The organism is Allobosea sp. 05T433 (genome assembly GCF_056396065.1).
Window position 1 is genome coordinate 12,118 of the sequence record NZ_JBFTKS010000033.1, and the last position, 12,549, is coordinate 24,666.

Annotated in this window: 12 protein-coding genes and 1 pseudogene; 4 read left to right on the forward strand and 9 right to left on the reverse strand. The window is 64.8% G+C overall.

Annotation, left to right across the window (positions count from 1 at the left end):
* The first annotated feature begins 29 nt into the window (after window positions 1–29).
* Both AC1DGP_RS30065 and AC1DGP_RS30070 read left to right on the forward strand, forming a co-directional pair.
* Window positions 30–950: a serine hydrolase gene (locus tag AC1DGP_RS30065; protein WP_441508192.1), complete on the forward strand. Its 921-nt coding sequence runs from the start codon at window positions 30–32 to the stop codon at window positions 948–950.
* Window positions 951–1,097: 147 nt separating this feature from the next.
* Window positions 1,098–2,378, forward strand: coding sequence for a DUF763 domain-containing protein (locus AC1DGP_RS30070; RefSeq protein ID WP_441492405.1), 1,281 nt, complete (start codon window positions 1,098–1,100; stop codon window positions 2,376–2,378).
* Between the two features lie 86 nt (window positions 2,379–2,464).
* On the opposite strand, the gene AC1DGP_RS30075 is transcribed toward AC1DGP_RS30070, so the two are convergent.
* Both AC1DGP_RS30075 and AC1DGP_RS30080 read right to left on the reverse strand, forming a co-directional pair.
* A complete protein-coding gene (locus AC1DGP_RS30075) occupies window positions 2,465–3,253 on the reverse strand; it encodes an extensin-like domain-containing protein (RefSeq protein ID WP_476768753.1) in 789 nt (262 codons plus the stop codon).
* Window positions 3,254–3,258: 5 nt separating this feature from the next.
* On the reverse strand, window positions 3,259–4,239 hold the full coding sequence (locus AC1DGP_RS30080) for a L,D-transpeptidase family protein (protein ID WP_441508190.1): 981 nt from the start codon (window positions 4,237–4,239) through the stop codon (window positions 3,259–3,261).
* A gap of 288 nt (window positions 4,240–4,527) precedes the next feature.
* Between AC1DGP_RS30080 and AC1DGP_RS30085 the strand changes: the two are divergent.
* Both AC1DGP_RS30085 and AC1DGP_RS30090 read left to right on the forward strand, forming a co-directional pair.
* A pseudogene (locus tag AC1DGP_RS30085) lies at window positions 4,528–5,253 on the forward strand (S10 family serine carboxypeptidase-like protein); the annotation flags it as partial.
* A 986-nt stretch (window positions 5,254–6,239) separates the two neighbouring features.
* Window positions 6,240–7,259, forward strand: a complete 1,020-nt coding sequence (locus AC1DGP_RS30090) for a PAS domain-containing protein (protein ID WP_441492403.1) — start codon at window positions 6,240–6,242, stop codon at window positions 7,257–7,259.
* A gap of 163 nt (window positions 7,260–7,422) precedes the next feature.
* Here the strand turns inward: AC1DGP_RS30090 and AC1DGP_RS30095 are convergent, their stop codons facing one another.
* From AC1DGP_RS30095 to AC1DGP_RS30125, 7 genes are all read right to left on the reverse strand, one after another.
* The gene (locus AC1DGP_RS30095; RefSeq protein ID WP_441508204.1) at window positions 7,423–8,217 is read right to left on the reverse strand and encodes a DUF899 domain-containing protein; all 795 of its coding nucleotides are present in this window, start codon (window positions 8,215–8,217) and stop codon (window positions 7,423–7,425) included.
* Between the two features lie 305 nt (window positions 8,218–8,522).
* A complete protein-coding gene (locus AC1DGP_RS30100) occupies window positions 8,523–8,966 on the reverse strand; it encodes a DUF6691 family protein (protein WP_441508188.1) in 444 nt (147 codons plus the stop codon).
* On the reverse strand, window positions 8,963–9,367 hold the full coding sequence (locus tag AC1DGP_RS30105; protein WP_441508187.1) for a YeeE/YedE family protein: 405 nt from the start codon (window positions 9,365–9,367) through the stop codon (window positions 8,963–8,965). The genes AC1DGP_RS30100 and AC1DGP_RS30105 overlap by 4 nt, the downstream gene beginning before the upstream one ends.
* Window positions 9,364–9,660, reverse strand: coding sequence for a sulfite-sensing transcriptional repressor BigR (gene bigR / locus AC1DGP_RS30110; RefSeq protein WP_441492529.1), 297 nt, complete (start codon window positions 9,658–9,660; stop codon window positions 9,364–9,366). Before bigR ends, AC1DGP_RS30105 begins: the two co-directional genes overlap by 4 nt.
* A 32-nt stretch (window positions 9,661–9,692) precedes the next feature.
* The gene (gene blh, locus AC1DGP_RS30115; RefSeq protein WP_441492400.1) at window positions 9,693–10,991 is read right to left on the reverse strand and encodes a bifunctional sulfur transferase/dioxygenase Blh; all 1,299 of its coding nucleotides are present in this window, start codon (window positions 10,989–10,991) and stop codon (window positions 9,693–9,695) included.
* An 80-nt stretch (window positions 10,992–11,071) separates the two neighbouring features.
* Window positions 11,072–11,713: a L,D-transpeptidase gene (locus AC1DGP_RS30120; protein WP_441508203.1), complete on the reverse strand. Its 642-nt coding sequence runs from the start codon at window positions 11,711–11,713 to the stop codon at window positions 11,072–11,074.
* Between the two features lie 50 nt (window positions 11,714–11,763).
* On the reverse strand, window positions 11,764–12,381 hold the full coding sequence (locus tag AC1DGP_RS30125) for a DsbA family protein (protein WP_441508185.1): 618 nt from the start codon (window positions 12,379–12,381) through the stop codon (window positions 11,764–11,766).
* Between the last annotated feature and the right edge of the window lie 168 nt (window positions 12,382–12,549).

Below are 12,549 nucleotides of genomic sequence, written 5' to 3' on the forward strand. Positions count from 1 at the left end.
GCGGCCGATGCCTGCGCCATGAGGACATCATGAGCTTCTTTCGCGACGATACAGAACTGCAGCGGATCGGCCGCGCCATCGAGGCCCATGCGTCTTCGATCTATTCCGGACGTGGTGTCCCGCTGGACCAGTTCGCCTATGTCCTGCTGCGCCCTCAGCCTGCTGGTGAGAAACCGGTTGGAGCTGCCCGCCATGCCGACTGGCGGAGCTACCCATGCTCTTTGGTCAAGGTCTTTCACCTCGTCGCGGCGCAGGCGGCCCTCACGGAGGGACGGTTGACCGAGCATGAGGAACTCGACCGCGCGATGCGCGACATGATCCTCTGGTCGTCCAATTCGGCAACGAACTACATCATCGACCTGCTCACCGGCACGACCGGCGACACATTGCTGCAGGGGGAGGCCCTGGCCGACTGGTGCGAGCGCCGCCGGGAGATCAACCGCTTCTTCGCCGGCTTGGGCTGGTCCGAGTTGGTCGGCATCAATCTCGACCAGAAGCTGATGGATGATTTGCGCTACGGCCGCGAGAAAATCGGGCTCGATCTCTCTCCCATCGGCCACAACCGCCTGACGCCGATCGCAATGGCGCGTCTGATGTCAGAGATCTTTTATGGCTCCTCGTTGTTGCCGGAAGCTCGCCTGAAGCGGGTGCGCGACCACCTCATTCGCGACCAGGAAAGTCCCGACCGGGCCCGCGGCGCCTATCAACTGCTCGGATATCTCGGCGGCGGCCTGCCGGACGGTTCGCGGATCTGGTCCAAGGCCGGACGGACCCGCTGGCTGGGCGATGCACGCGCCGAATTTCGCCGCCACGACACGATGCGCGCCATCCTGCCTGGCGGCGAGGACTTCATCCTGACCGTCTTCACCCAGGGCGAAGCGATCGGAGAGGATGACGGCTTCCTGCCGGGGATTGGTAAGTTGGTTGCAGCCGAGATAGCCGGGATTTGAACGGAATCTTGATGTGCACGGCGACGACCGGCGGTCGGGCGCAACGGAGCGACAGGACCAGCCGCCTCGACGAGGATCAATTTCTGTAGAAAGCGGGGACAGGCCGGGCTATATCAGGCGTTCCTCTTTCGTTCGCGAGACTTCGCCATGACCCGGCGATCCGGCAGCGCCGACCTTCCGCTCCACCATGGCCGCGTGCCCGCCTGGCTCGGTCGGCGCATGACGCAGCTCGGCGCGGTCATCTGCGCGGCGATCATCCATCATTATGGCCGCGACGAGTTGCTGCGGCGGTTGGCGCATCCATTCTGGTTCCAGTCCTTCGGGGCGGTGATGGGAATGGACTGGCACTCGTCGGGTATCACCACCAGCGTGATAGGCGCGCTCAAGCGTGGGCTGGCTCCGCTGTCGGGCGAGCTGGGCCTGCATGTCTGTGGCGGGCGGGGCCGCCATTCGCGCGAGACACCGGCCGAGCTCGAACAGATTGGAGCGAGGGTCGGGTTCGACGGACAGGCGCTCGCCACCGCGAGCCGGCTGGTCGCCAAGGTCGACAGTGCCGCCGTGCAGGACGGCTTCGACCTCTATCTCCATGGCTTCTTCGTCGGGAATGACGGCCATTGGGTCGTGGTGCAGCAGGGCATGAATGGCGATGGCGGCCTCGCCCGGCGCTATCACTGGCAGTCTGAAGGGCTGGGCAGTTTCGTCGAGGCGCCACATGCCGCCATCGATGGCAAGAACCAGGGCAGCATCATCAATCTGACCGACAGGCGCGCCGCCCTCTCCCGCAACGGCCAGATCGATCTGCTGCGCGACATCGGACCGTCGGGGATCGTGAGGGAATTTGCGGCGCTGGAGCGCGACCGGGCGCCGCCGGTCCTGTCGCCGGCGCAGCTTTCCCTACCTCATCTCGTCATGCCGGCACATCACGAGGTCAGGCCCAAGGACGTGATTGCGCGACGGCTCCATGGTGCGCTCGCCGCAGCCGCCGACAGCGCCCCCGCCGATTTCTCGGAATTGCTGCTCGTGCCCGGCGTCGGCGCCCGCACGGTCCGTTCGCTTGCGATGGTCGCGGAAGTGATCCATGGCGCGCCGTGCCGGTTCGCCGATCCTGCGCGCTTCTCTCTCGCCCATGGCGGCAAGGACAGACAGCCGTTCGCCGTGCCCACCAAGGTCTACGACCAGACGATCGCGGTGCTGAAATCCGCCATCGATCGGGCGAAACTCGGTCAGGACGACAGGCTCGCTGCCATCGCACGTCTGGACCGGGAAAGCCGGCGCCTGGAGCGCGTCGTCTCCGGTCCGACGTTGGATGAGTATGTCACGGAGGAGAGACTGCGCTCCGCCGAGTATGGTGGCCGGAGCGTCTTCGGCTGGGAGCGGTCGGACGGTGAAGCGGCACCCGCGCCGCCTGCGAAGGCGAACCCGGCTTGACCGTCAGCCATGGCGCCAGCGCGTCGCCATCGGCATTCCGCCGACGGCGTCTGGCATGCTGACTGGGGGGAGAACAGGACTGCTCTTCATTCGACCGTCCACTGGCAAATGCGAAACCCTCGCGAGCGCTGGCGCATGTCGAGATGAAGATGGTCCTTGTGGGAACTGTCGGCTCCCGGGCCGAGCACGGTGGCGAACCGTTGGCAGACGCTCTTCTGCACCGCGTCGCGCATTGAGCGGGACAGAGGCTCCTGACCCGCGAATGCCACGGCGCGGCCATCCTGCATCAGCAACCCGCCGACATCGAGAGCGTTGCCGCTCGCATGCTCACTGATCGGCGCACCTGTATCGGCGTTTCGTGACCGGCAGGCATATCCGCCGACCCCTGTCAGCTTCGCAAGCCGGGCGTTCTCCTGCCTCGCCAGCGCAGCGAGATCGTCGCGGATCCAGGCGAGAACCTCGAGCGCAAGAGAGCACCGCACGGTGATCGCGCTGTCCAACTCGATCCTGGAACCGTCGGGCATGGTCAAGCGCTGGAACGTCACCGGATCCTCGATCGCACATTCCCCCGTGCTTGCGCCGTTCTGCGAGGGCAATACGAAACCCCCGCTCTCCTCGAAGGCCCTGATACAGGTCGATGGAACTGCCGGAACACGCTGTTCCAACAAATTCCCGTTTGCAGTGGAGTCAGCCTGCGGGGCCAATCTGCTCGGCCGCGGCGGAGGCAGCGGCGCGAGCACGCGTGCTGGATCCGATTGCGAAACGCCTTGCACTTTTGCCTGGCTGTCGCGCGCCAGCGCCCCGAAGCCGAACATGAACAGAGAAATGGCTAGCGCGATCCCTGCGAGAACTCGCCGTCTCTGGCGACCTGACACCGCCCTCAATCCAGGAATCGCACCGGCACACCCGGGCGCACGAGGTCGGCCAGCTCCTCCGCATCCCAGTTCGTCAATCTCACGCATCCATGCGACGTCGTCTTGCTGACCCGCGAGGGTTCCGGCGTGCCGTGTATGCCGTATGTCGGTTCCGACAAAGCGATCCAGACGGTTCCAACCGGTCCATTGGGTCCGGGCGGAAGGACGAGGGTTTCATCGTTCTTGCCCTGCCGGAAGTTTTTCTCGGGATTGTAGGTGTATCTCGGGTTCCTCGCGATGCGCGTGACCCTGTACTGCCCGCTCAAAGAGGGCGTGTCAGTGCTTCCGATTGTTGCCGGATAGCTGGAAAGGATGGTGTCCCCATCGCCATAAGCGACGACCATGCCCGTACTCTTAACGACATCGACCCGTTTGGCAGCGCCCTTCTGGAGAGAGCGTTCGGAAGAGATGACGTAAATTCCGCGGCCAGCGCTGGTGAAGCGCTGCTCGGGATTAAGCGCCATCAATAGCCCTTCGCTCATGTGAAAGCGCTCGCTGAGCATCTCCTGCGGGCTCGTGTAGGAGAGCCGCTTCATCCTGGCCTGCTTGGCGTAGTCCCGGGGAATGGCGTCGGCGAGTTTGTATTCCGTGTCCTTTTCGGACAGCTTGTATTCGACCACGACATCCTGATCGGTATCGCCGCCGAGACCGAGCCACGCGACCTCGTCCAGCTCGTCGCTTTCGCCTAGGTTCTCCTGGCGCCGGAACTGCGCGACCGCCTTGCGAAAGTTCTCGCCATCGACGCCATCGATCACGCCGGGCGAGATGCTGCGCCGGCTGAGCAGGGCCTGAGCCTTCACGATGAAGGGATCGGGCCCGTTCGCCGCCTGACGGATCGGTCGCGCGAATGTCGCCGTGTTGATCTGATCGGGCGTCAAGGCCGACACAGGGGCCGCACCGAGTACGAGCACCATAAGGACCATTACGTGCAGATCGGTGAGCTTCATCGATCGGGGGTTCCGATAAGGTCAAACCCTATACGGCGGAAGCGCCAACATGTTCCCGAGATCTTGACAGGGCACCAGTTCGGCTCAGCCAGTCAGCGTGGCCAAGTCGCCCTTGGGACGCCGGCATGGTCGGCAATCCAACAGCCATTAGACCTCCGACAACCATCACGCAGATGCGCTACCGAAGCGACCTCGCCCAGGGAACCTAACGGCTTCGTGATGCGAGATGTTTGGCATGTTCCGCATTGGATCAGCTTAAGTTCTTGGGGATCGTCATCGGGACATGCCATGAGATTTCGCGCGCTTTTCGCACTTGCCGTTGCCGGGCTGTCCATTTCAGCGCCTCTGGCTTTCCTGGACCAGGCGCGAGCGCAGGAGACTGCGCCGGCGCGGCGGGATCAGGGCCCAGCAGATGCGCAGGCAAATCGGCAGGAGTCTCGCCCTGTCACCGGCCAGGGCGTAGCCCTGCCGCCGCCTTCCGTCACGCGTCACGAATTGACCCTGCCCGGCCGTACGCTGCGCTATACGGCCACGGCCGGCGCGCTGCCGGTCAGTGATCAGTCCGGCCGCAAGCTCGCCGAAATCGCCTATATCGCCTATGTGCTCGACCGTGGTCAGGGCGTCCCCGCCTCGTCGCGCCCGGTCACATTTGCCTTCAACGGCGGACCTGGTGCCGCCTCTGCCTATCTCAATCTCGGCCTGATGGGGCCGAAGCGGCTGCCTTTCGGCCGGCAGGGCGACGCCCCGTCCATGCCGCCCCTCGTCGTCGACAATGCCGATACCTGGCTCGACTTCACCGATCTCGTCTTCATCGACCCGGTGGGCACGGGATTCAGCCGTTTCGCCGCCGGCACCGATGAGGCACGCGGGCTGCTCTGGTCGGTCGAGGGAGACTACAAGTCGCTCTCACGCTTCGTCACCAACTGGCTGCGGCTGACCGACCGCCTCGCTTCGCCGAAATTCCTCGTCGGCGAGAGCTATGGCGGGTTCCGCGCCCCCAAGATCGCCAGCGAGTTGCAGACCGGCGACGGTGTCGGCGTCTCCGGCATCGTGATGCTCTCCCCGGTACTCGACTTCACCTACCAGCGCGACGCCGGCAGCTCGCCGCTTCGCTGGGTGGTGTCGCTCCCGGCGATGGCCGCGGTGAAGCTGGAGCGCGAAGGCAAACTCTCCCACCAGACGCTCGCAGAGGCCGAAAACTATGCTGCCGGCGACTATCTCGCCGATCTCCTGAAGGGGCCACGCGACAGCGACGCGACCAAACGACTGGCCGACAGGGTCTCAGCGCTGACAGGGCTCGACCGAGCTCTCGTGGAGCGCATGGGCGGCAAGGTCGATGCAACCACCTTTCTGCGCGAGCTGGACCGCAACAAGGGGCTTGTCGGCAGTCCTTATGATGGAAACGTCGCGGCCCTCGACCCCGATCCCGAAGCCGCGCGCGGCCGGGCGCCGGACGCCGTGCTGGGCGCGATCACGGCCCCCCTGACGAGCGCAATGCTCAGTCATTATGCGAGCGATCTGAATTGGCGGCCCGAAGGGCGCTACTTTCTTTTGAACGAAGAGGTCAACCGCCGCTGGAGTTATGGCCAGGGTCGCGGCGACCGCGAATCCATCCGCGAGCTCCGCAATGTGCTCGCGCTCGATCCCCGCCTCGAGGTCATCGTCGCACACGGATTCACCGATCTCGTCACGCCCTATTTCGAGACCAAGCTGCTTCTCGATCAACTGCCTGCCTTGGGCGATCCTGCCCGCGTCAAGCTGCAGGTCCTTCCCGGCGGGCACATGTTCTATTCGCGTGACGCCTCGCGCGCGAATTTGCGCGAGGCGGCTCGCACCATGATCGAGGCCCGCCAGGGATTGTGAGGAGGAGCCGGGCCCTCGCGCTGAAGCCCCGCTTTCCCAACTGATCACAGCGAAAGCTGCCACGCCATGTCCAATGACATTGCGGGTGGTCAAGCACGGCGACATATAGGATCCTGCGCCGATTGAGCCGGGACAAGATGTTGAACAACCTAGGTGAATCGGCCGAGAGCAAACTTCGCGCCCGCGAAGCCGAGCTCGCACGCATCCAACGCATCGGTCAGATCGGCGGCCTGGAGGTCGACCTGCGCCACGGTGAATTCAAGAATGTCCGCTCGCCAGAGTATTTGGCCGTCCACGGATTACCGCCGGACGCGATCCATGAAAGCCACGAGGCCTGGGTTGCCCGGATTCATCCCGATGACCGCGCGCGTGTCGTGGGCCATTTCCTCGCCACCGTTAAAAGCCCTGCCACCGAGTACGAAGTCGAGTATCGCATCATCAGGCCAAGTGACGGCCAGACGCGCTGGATCCTCGCTAAGGCCGAAATCACCAGAGACGAGCATGGCGGCGCGGTTCGCCTCGTCGGGGCCCATATCGACATTACAGCAAGGCGCCGCGCCGAAGAGCAGCGTGAGCTGATCGCCCGCGAGCTTTCGCATCGAATCGCCAACATCTTCACCGTTGTGAACAGTCTGGTGCGGATGGCGGCCCGCTTCGAGCCGGCGAGCAAGGGCTTCGCCGAGAAACTGCAGAGCCGGTTCCAGGCCCTGCATCGCGCCCATGCCTTCGTCGTCGACAAGGAGATCGGCGACGGAGGATTGACGCTGCTGCTGTCACGCCTGCTCGACCCTTATCGCGAGGGCCACGCAGATCGCGTGACCATTCAAGGAGAGGATGCTGCGGTCGGCCCGAGTGCAGCGACCGCGCTGGCGCTGATCTTTCATGAGCTGGCGACCAATGCGGTCAAGTATGGTGCGCTGTCCAGCGAAAGCGGGTCCGTGTCGGTTTCCACCGAGGTTCGGCAGGAGCAGCTTTTCATAACCTGGCAAGAGATCGGCGGCCCCGACGTGGTCACGCCTTCCGGACAGCCGGGCTTCGGCAGCGTTCTCGTCGATAGGGCGGCGCAATCTCAGCTTGGCGCCAAGATGCAGTACCTTTGGCTGCCCACCGGTTTGGTCGCAGTGATCGAGGCGGACCTCGCCGATCTGCGTCGCTGATGCGCCATCGACCTCCATGTCATGACCGGCCAGACCCGCAGGGCTCGCGTCGGCCAGAACCGCGTTGCAACATTCAGGACACCGTTTCAGGCGCCTGAACGCTCAATGGCAGCGCAGGCGTAAAATTCTCCCGGCAGAACTCGGAAACGGCGTGAGGCACGGCTCACGCCGTTGGATCTGCCTTTCGGTCCCGGAAGGCAGCCTCTCCGGCATCCGACACCTCGACCCATTTTTTGTCGGGCGCCGCGTCGGCAACGTAGCTGTCGTGCCAGTTCCACCACTTATAGGTTGGCGTCTGCGGATAGCCTGCGGGAGAGTCCTCCCAGACCTCCTGCCGGCCCAGCGGCGTGATGTCGAGATAGTTCCAGGTGTTCCCCATCTGCTCGTCGCCGCGGTTATTGATGAAATAGGTGCGAAACACCCGATCACCGTCACGGTAGAACACGTTCGTGCCGTGCCATTCGTCCACGCCGAAATCGGCATCGAAACCGTCCGTGAGGGTGAACCAGGGCATTGTCCAGCCCATCCGCTCCTTGAGCCGTACGATATCCGCCTGCGGCGCACGCGAGACGAAGACGAGGGTGGTGTCGCGGGCGTTCAGGTGGGCGAGATGCGCAACCTGGTCGGCCACCATGGAGCAGCCCCGGCAGGCATGGTCCGGCCAGCCAAAAACGCCCGGCTCGAAGAAGGCGCGGTAGACGATCAACTGCCGCCGACCGTCGAACAGGTCGAGCAGGCTGGCTTTGCCCGCAGGCCCCTCGAACGCATACGCACTCGTCACGGCCGTCCACGGCATGCGCCGCCGCTCGGCGGCCAGGGCGTCACGGGCCAGGGTCTGGGCTTTTTCCTTCACGAGCAGTTGCTTGCGGGCTTCCTCCCATGCCAGCGACGGTACGACCGCTGGTGTCCGCATGACCGATTGTCCGCCTTTCCGTCCGCTCTCGGCTGATTGTGTCATGGCCTCTGAAACCTCCTGGTTTAGGCGATCTCCCGCACCTTCAGGACGCAACACGCTTCCATTTGGCGCTCATTGCTCGCCATTGATCGTCAGGCAGTTTGGCACCGCAGATCGGCCAGTGGGAGTAACAAGCGTGGCGATATTCGGACGGAGCCGCTGATCGCAGGCGCGGGGCCTGCGCCACTCAAGGAAGTCGCCGCGATCGGACCCTGCCACTCAGCCCCTTTGAGCGGCAGGACAAACTCCATGCGCCAAAGAATCCGAAGCTGGGTTGAGGGCTCAGATCCGGACTGACACGGATCGAATCAACCGCCTGCAGTCCCGGCGGCGACGAAGCGGTCATGAATCGTCATGCCGGCCAGCATGGCCGCAACGAACAGTACGACCGGCAGAAACCCCATGGAAAGCGCGGCAATCGCCGGACCCGGGCAGAAGCCGGCCATGCCCCAGCCGAGCCCGAACAGAGCAGATCCGAGGATGAGCCGCCGGTCGACCTGGCCGGACACAGGGATATGGAAATGATCGTCGAGGACGGGACGCTTCATTCGCCGCACCAGCGCCATCGCACCGAGCGCAACGGCAAGAGCGCCGCCGAGCACGAAGGCGAGGCTCGGGTCCCAATGACCGCTCCCGATATCCAGGAAGCCGATGACCCGGGCCGGATCGAGCATGCCCGACAGCGCAAGGCCGAAGCCGAACATGGCGCCAGCGACAAGCGCGACGAACAGGCGTGGCAAGCGCTGTGTCATCCGACGAGCCTCATGAGGGTGGCCGCAGCGATTCCGGCTACCAGGAAGGTGACGGTCGCGGCAATCGAACGGCGGGAGAATCGCGCAAACCCGAGGATGCCGTGGCCCGATGTGCAGCCCGAGCCCATCCGCGTGCCGAAGCCGACCAGCAGCCCCGCAATCAGGATGATCGGCAAGGAGGCCGCGATCGTCACCTGCGGCCAGCGGCCGAAGGCGATGGCGAAGAGAACCGGACCGGCCAGGAGCCCGATCAGGAAAGCGGCGTTGGCCGGCACCTGAGCGCCCTGCGCCAGCCGGCCCACGATGCCGCTGATGCCGGCGATGCGACCGTTGAGAAGCAGCAGCAGCGCCGCAGAGAGCCCGATCAGCATGCCGCCGAAGAGCGAGGGCCAGTAACTCATGGTTGCGGGGCCTCCGGCTCGCAGAAGATGTCATAGAGCGCGCGGATCAGCAGCGCCGCCTTGTCCGCCGTCAGGCGATAGAAGATCTGCTTGCCCTCCCGCCGCGTCTCGACAATTCCCGCCTCCCGCAGCACCGTGAGCTGTTGCGAGAGCGTCGGCTGGTGAATGCCGAGCCGGCTTTCCAGTTCGCCGACGGCGTATTCTCCCTCGGCAAGCATGCAGGCAAGCATCAGCCGCGCCGGGTGGGCCATCGTCTTGAGCAGTCCCGCGACCTCGTCCGCGCGGGCCGCCATATCGACTGGCTTCGTCACCTCGCTCGACAGGGTCACCAGACGGCACCTTCGAGCGCATCGAGCGGGATCTTGAGATAGCGCCGGCCGTTGTCTTCCGGCTCCGGCAGGCGCCCGCCCCGAATATTCACCTGCAGCGCATGCAGGATCAGCTTTGGCATCGGCAATGTCTTGTCGCGTGCCTCGCGCAGCGCGACGTAGCCCACCTCGTCCATCCCCGCGACATGCGGGTTCGCTCGCCTCTGCTCTGCGACCGTACTCTCCCAGCGCGGCTCGCGTCCGCCCGGCCGATAGTCGTGACCGGTGAAGAGCCGGGTCTCGTCAGGCATCGCCAGAATATCCTGGATCGAGGCCCAGAGCGCTGTGGCGCTGCCGCCGGGGAAATCGGCCCGGGCGCTGCCGGAATCCGGCATGAAGAGCGTGTCATGGATGAAGGCGGCATCGCCGATCACATAGGTGATCGAGGCCAGCGTATGGCCGGGCGAAAACAGGACATGCGCATCGATCGAGCCAAGCCTGAAATGGTCGCCATGAGAAAACAGCCGGTCCCATTGCGAACCATCGGTCAGCAGCGCCGGGCAGTTATAGAGCTTCTTCCAAAGCTTCTGCACCTCGACCACATGCGCACCGATGCCGGTCGGCGCCCCGGTCCTCTGCTTCAGATAATGCGCGGCTGAGAAATGGTCGGCATGCGGATGGGTGTCGAGAATCCACGCGACGGTCAGCCCCTGCGCCGCGACATGCGACAGGAGCGCATCGGCGCTCGCCGTGCTGGTCGCCCCGGATTTCTCGTCATAGTCGAGCACCGGGTCGATGATCGCACAGCTCTTCGTCGCAGGATCCGAGACGACATACTGGATGCTGCCGCTGCGCGGCTCGTAGAACCCCTTGACCTCGGGCCGGGCCGGCAGCGCTCGGGCAGCGAGCCAGGCCTGCGCGCCCTTGAGATCGAAGCCGAGCCGCTCGCCGAATGCCCGGACATCCGCCGCCTCGAGGCGCCCGTCGATAACCTCGCCCAGCGCGTGCAGGGTCAACGCGCGCGTTCCGGATTTGCAATGGGCGAAGACCGGTCCGGATGCCGAGGCGACCGCTCTCTGGAATGCCCGCACATTGGCCTCGGTGATGGTCGGCCCGGTGACGGGTATGTGCGCATAGGCAATCCCGGCTTCAGCTGCGGCGGACGCCTCGGCCTCGGTGCCGGGCTGCCCGGCCTCCTCGCCATCGGGCCGGTTGTTGACGACCGTCGCGAAGCCTTCGCCTGCGAGCTGCGCAAACTCGGCAAGCGATGGCTGGCCACCAATGGTGAGCCTGTCGCTGATCCTGACGGTCGGCATGGCGTCGCTCCTCTTGCGGGTCTTCAATATACAATATCATATAATGTATATTGAAGACCCGCAAGAGGCACGTCACGCGGTCAGAGCACCACCACCCTGGAGCCGCCGGCAACGCGATTATACAGGTCGATCACGTCCTGGTTCATCATTCGAATGCAGCCTGACGAGACGGCCTCGCCGATCGTCCAGGGCTCGTTGGTGCCGTGGATGCGGTAGAGCGTGTCCTTGCCGTTCTTGAACAGATAGAGCGCCCGGGCGCCGAGCGGATTGCTCGCGCCACCTGCCATGCCGCCGGCCCATTTCGCATAACGGCCGGGCTCTCGCCGGATCATGTCCGGCGTCGGCGTCCAGCGCGGCCATTGCGCCTTGCGCTCGACGCGCGCCGTCCCGGTGAATTCAAGCCCCTCCTTGCCGACCCCGACGCCATAGCGCAGCGCCTTGCCGCCCTCCTGCACGAGATAGAGGAAGCGTGCCTCGGGATCGACGACGATCGTTCCGGGCTGCTCGCGGGTCCGGTAATCGACGAGCTGGCGCATATAGGCCGGCTTCAGATCCTCAAGCGAAACGGCAGGAACGGAGAAGCGTTCATTGTCGAGCGCCGCATAGCGCTCAGCCGCCAGCGGGTCGACGGTCGGGATGGTATTCGCGATCTGCGGCGGCGGCAGCGATGTCGTCGTGCAGGCGCCGGCCAGAAGCGGAAAGCCGACGGCGGAGAGGACCATCCTGACCGCCTTGCGGCGCGATGGCAGCATCGCCGAGCGAGTCTGCAACCTCATCGTGCCGCCTGCTTTCCGCGTGCATCGGCGACGACCTGCTTGAAGCCCTTGTAGTCGAGCGTCGAGGTCCGGAACGGTCCGACCAGATAGGTTGGCGTGCCCTGCAGGCCCAGCGAATCCGCTTGCGCCAGATTGCGCCGCAGCTGTGCCGTGATCTTCTCTGCATTCGCATCGAGATCGGCCTGCAGGCGGTTCATGTCGACGCCTGCGCCCTTGACCGCCGTCAGGATGGTGTCCTTCGAGCTCAGCCGGCCGGGAAGCCCCATCAGAGCCTTGTGAACGGCCTCGTAGCGCCCCTGATAGCCGGCACCGAGCGCGATCTGCGACGCAAGGACGGAGGATTCGCCCAGGATCGGCCATTCCTTGTAGACAAGGCGGATCTTGCCATCCTCCCTGACGACGCGCGCGAGGTCGGGGGCGGATTTCTTGCAGTAGGGGCAGTTGTAGTCGAGGAAGGCGACGATCGTGACATCGCCCTTCGGGTTCCCGCCAGCCGGCGCTTCCGGATCATTGAGGATGGCTTCGACATCGATGGTTTGGGCCATCGCCATGGGCGAGATGAAGGGCGCAGCGGCCAGCGCGGCCGCAATACGAATGAGGTTTCTGCGATTCATGCTGGGTTCCGCTCAGGCTTCCGGGTCCGGATGGACGAATGAGGTCTGGCACCGCACGGCACGCCGGACGGCATGGCCATGCGCTGCGCAAAGGATGCCCCGGGGTCGGAAATCCACCTTAAGCCAGCCTTAAGCCGCGCCAGCGAGGGAGGGCGTGGCCAATGGAGA

Excerpts from the sequence above, each read along its gene's own strand:
- AC1DGP_RS30065 (WP_441508192.1), top strand. The coding sequence starts at position 30 with ATGAGCTTCTTTCGCGACGATACAGAACTGCAGCGGATCGGCCGCGCC.
- AC1DGP_RS30070 (WP_441492405.1), top strand. The coding sequence starts at position 1,098 with ATGACCCGGCGATCCGGCAGCGCCGACCTTCCGCTCCACCATGGCCGC.
- AC1DGP_RS30080 (WP_441508190.1), bottom strand. The coding sequence starts at position 4,239 with ATGAAGCTCACCGATCTGCACGTAATGGTCCTTATGGTGCTCGTACTC.
- AC1DGP_RS30090 (WP_441492403.1), top strand. The coding sequence starts at position 6,240 with ATGTTGAACAACCTAGGTGAATCGGCCGAGAGCAAACTTCGCGCCCGC.
- AC1DGP_RS30095 (WP_441508204.1), bottom strand. The coding sequence starts at position 8,217 with ATGACACAATCAGCCGAGAGCGGACGGAAAGGCGGACAATCGGTCATG.
- AC1DGP_RS30100 (WP_441508188.1), bottom strand. The coding sequence starts at position 8,966 with ATGACACAGCGCTTGCCACGCCTGTTCGTCGCGCTTGTCGCTGGCGCC.
- AC1DGP_RS30105 (WP_441508187.1), bottom strand. The coding sequence starts at position 9,367 with ATGAGTTACTGGCCCTCGCTCTTCGGCGGCATGCTGATCGGGCTCTCT.
- bigR (WP_441492529.1), bottom strand. The coding sequence starts at position 9,660 with ATGGCGGCCCGCGCGGACGAGGTCGCGGGACTGCTCAAGACGATGGCC.
- blh (WP_441492400.1), bottom strand. The coding sequence starts at position 10,991 with ATGCCGACCGTCAGGATCAGCGACAGGCTCACCATTGGTGGCCAGCCA.
- AC1DGP_RS30120 (WP_441508203.1), bottom strand. The coding sequence starts at position 11,713 with ATGGTCCTCTCCGCCGTCGGCTTTCCGCTTCTGGCCGGCGCCTGCACG.
- AC1DGP_RS30125 (WP_441508185.1), bottom strand. The coding sequence starts at position 12,381 with ATGAATCGCAGAAACCTCATTCGTATTGCGGCCGCGCTGGCCGCTGCG.